The sequence below is a fragment of the Streptomyces ipomoeae 91-03 genome, from assembly GCF_000317595.1.
Taxonomy (GTDB): Bacteria; Actinomycetota; Actinomycetes; order Streptomycetales; family Streptomycetaceae; genus Streptomyces; species Streptomyces ipomoeae.
Window position 1 is genome coordinate 1 of the sequence record NZ_AEJC01000423.1, and the last position, 2,103, is coordinate 2,103.

At 67.8% G+C, this 2,103-nt stretch carries 1 protein-coding gene and 1 pseudogene; one reads left to right on the forward strand and one right to left on the reverse strand.

Features of this window, described 5'->3' with window-relative positions:
• Positions 1 to 179 precede the first annotated feature (179 nt).
• A complete protein-coding gene (locus tag STRIP9103_RS28265) occupies positions 180 to 1,124 on the reverse strand; it encodes a zinc metalloprotease (RefSeq protein WP_009325926.1) in 945 nt (314 codons plus the stop codon).
• A gap of 387 nt (positions 1,125 to 1,511) precedes the next feature.
• Here STRIP9103_RS28265 and STRIP9103_RS47155 point away from each other — a divergent pair.
• A pseudogene (locus STRIP9103_RS47155) lies at positions 1,512 to 2,079 on the forward strand (response regulator); the annotation flags it as partial.
• Between the last annotated feature and the right edge of the window lie 24 nt (positions 2,080 to 2,103).

A 2,103-nucleotide genomic window follows, 5' to 3' on the forward strand; every position in this document is an offset into this window, starting at 1 on the left:
CCGAACGAGACACGATCCTCACAACGGCCGCTGATTCAAGCCCGATCGCCTGCATGCCGACAAGGGCACGGACACAGTCTCGTCTCGACTTGCAAGGCGCCGGCCACCGGAAGGCGACCCCGCAGGCCTGCTGCCTGAACGGTCACATTGCCGTGTCCTTGGCGAGTGCGGTCGGTGACTCATCGACGGTAGGCCAGCCAGTGCAGGACCATCCGCTCGTTCTGTCCGCGGGTGAACTCGGTGGCGCAGAGGTCGGGGGAGTAGTCCATGAAGTTGTGGATCGGGTCGAGGCCGTCCTTGTTCGGGCAGGTGTCGCGTCCCTTTTTGCACGTCTGGTATGCCGGTGTCCGTTCGGCCGGCGTGTCGGACACGCCGTCGTTGTACGCGCTGCAGCCGCCCTCGAAGATGTGCTCGAGGCCGAGCCAGTGGCCGACCTCGTGCACTACGCCGTCACCCCTGTCGTACCCCTCGAGCGAGCCGCCCCACAGAGAGCTCTGCATGATCACAACGCCGTCCATCTTCAGGTTCTTGCGGGCGTCCGCGGGCCCGGTGGCCCACATGGAGTTGGCCGGCTCGAGGAGGTAGATGTTGAGCGTGGCGGCGTTGCCTCGGTGCAGGGCGCGCTTCATGTCCCTTTCGGCCTTGGTGTCGGGCTCGGCCTTGTGCCACTTCTTGTTGACCGTCCAGTCCATGCTCTCGAGTTTGAACCGGAATCGCGTATTGGTCGCCGTTTTGCTCTGGGCGCCGCTGTATGCGCCGTTGAGAATGTCGATCATCTTGCGGATCCGTTCGGGTCCGATCGCGTTGTCCTTCTTGTGCTTCTTGATGGTGTGCACGGCCACCTTGACGTGGATGGGACTGGCCGCTCGGCTCGTCTGCGCGAGTTTCGGCTTGGCCGCGAGCCGCTGCCGCATCTCGGCGTCCATTGCTTGTACCTGACGCTGCGTGCGTTCGGGCTCCGCGCGGCCGTGCGGGCCGCTCGCCGGGGGCGCGCCGTCGCCCGGCAGACACACTTCTGCCGGACCCGCCGTCTGGTTGACCGGCTTCGCCGATGCCGATCCCGGCAGCATGGCGAGCCCGACTCCGATCGCCAGCGCGCTGACGCCGGCGGTCAGCCGCCGCATCCTGGTTCCTCTGGTCTGCATCACATGTGCTCTTCCCCGGTCCCCGCAGGGACCTCGCGCAAGTCCCATGAGGGGACGTAGACCGCGCCCCCGGGTGACGGCAGACGAGGCAGAGCCTCGTCATCTCGGCCGTCATGCACGGGACTCCGCGCCAACCGGGGGCGTCACGGTCTCTGAGTGTCGGTTAGTGCCTTCCAGGTTGGAGAGCAGGCGGGGCACGGAGTATCCGGCGGGAAGCGGTGGTTTCCCTGTCGACCGGGGGGTGATACCCCGCCGGGTGGCGGGGGTTGCCATACGCCCGGGCCTTCACGACCGTCTCCGGGGGTCAAGTCGGCAGGAGCCGGGTGGAATGCGCGAAGGCGGGCGGTGGGCGTGACCCGGGTCGTGATGGTGGACGACGATCCGCTGGTCCGGTCGGGCCTCGGGCTCATTCTGGGTGCGTCCGGTGCGTCGAGGTCGCCGCGACGGCGAGCCGGGGGACGTGGCGGGGTGCGTCCGCTGGGACCAGCCCGATGCGGTGCTGCTGGACATCCGGATGCCGGACGTCGACGGACTGACCATCCTGCGCGAGTTGCGGATGATGCCCGATGCTCTGGGGCCGGCGATGCTGACGACGTTCGACGCCGCCGAGTGCATACCGACCGCGTTGAACTCCGGCACGGCCGTTTTCCTGCTCAAGGACAACGAACCAGAGCAACTCGCCCACCCTGTACGCACCTGGCCGCAGGCCGCGTGGTGCTGTCTCCCAAGCGTTCCGGACGCTGCTGCACAACCATCTCGGCATCGAGGGCCGTCGACGAAAGGCAACCTTCGCCCGGCGGCTCACCGCCCGCGAGCGCGACGTCCTCCTCCTTGTGGTCGAGAGGCTGTCGACCGCCGACATCGGGGGCACGTTCACCTGGGTGCCGGCACGGTCAAGGACCACGTCAGCGCGATCCTCACGAAGCTGCGGGTGTGAGGCCGGGTAGTCCCCGCCGCC

Coding starts and splice junctions, on each gene's coding strand:
- STRIP9103_RS28265 (WP_009325926.1), bottom strand. CDS start 1,124: ATGCGGCGGCTGACCGCCGGCGTCAGCGCGCTGGCGATCGGAGTCGGG.